This is a genomic window from Adlercreutzia sp. DFI.6.23 (assembly GCF_024462535.1).
Taxonomy (GTDB): domain Bacteria; phylum Actinomycetota; class Coriobacteriia; order Coriobacteriales; family Eggerthellaceae; genus Adlercreutzia; species Adlercreutzia rubneri.
In genome coordinates, this window is sequence record NZ_JANGBP010000251.1 from 1 (window position 1) to 376 (window position 376).

Below are 376 nucleotides of genomic sequence, written 5' to 3' on the forward strand. Positions count from 1 at the left end.
GCGGCCTCGGGCAGAACCATTTTCAGCACAAGGGCCATCGAGGAGCCCGCCAGCAGGCCCGTGGCCGTCGATGCGGGGACGAGCGAGCAATAGCGGCCGCGCTTCTCAGGCGGGGCGTACTCGGCCAGAAACACGGCGGCACCCGAGTACTCGCCAGCCACTGAAAACCCTTGCCCGCTGCGCAGCACGAGCAACAGGATGGGAGAGGCCAGGCCAATGGCCTGGTAGGACGGCAGACAGCCGATGAGGAAAGCGGCACCGGACATCAGCAGAACCGAGATGGCCAGCGACTGTTTGCGACCTTTTTTGTCGCCCTGGCCTTTATCTTCCGCCCGCTCGGCGCCATGTTCTGGGGAAGCATGGGCGACAAAAAAGG

At 64.4% G+C, this 376-nt stretch carries 1 pseudogene; it reads right to left on the reverse strand.

Annotated features, from left to right (window positions below):
• Positions 1-314, reverse strand: a pseudogene (locus tag NE591_RS13240) (MFS transporter); the annotation flags it as partial.
• Positions 315-376: the final 62 nt, after the last annotated feature.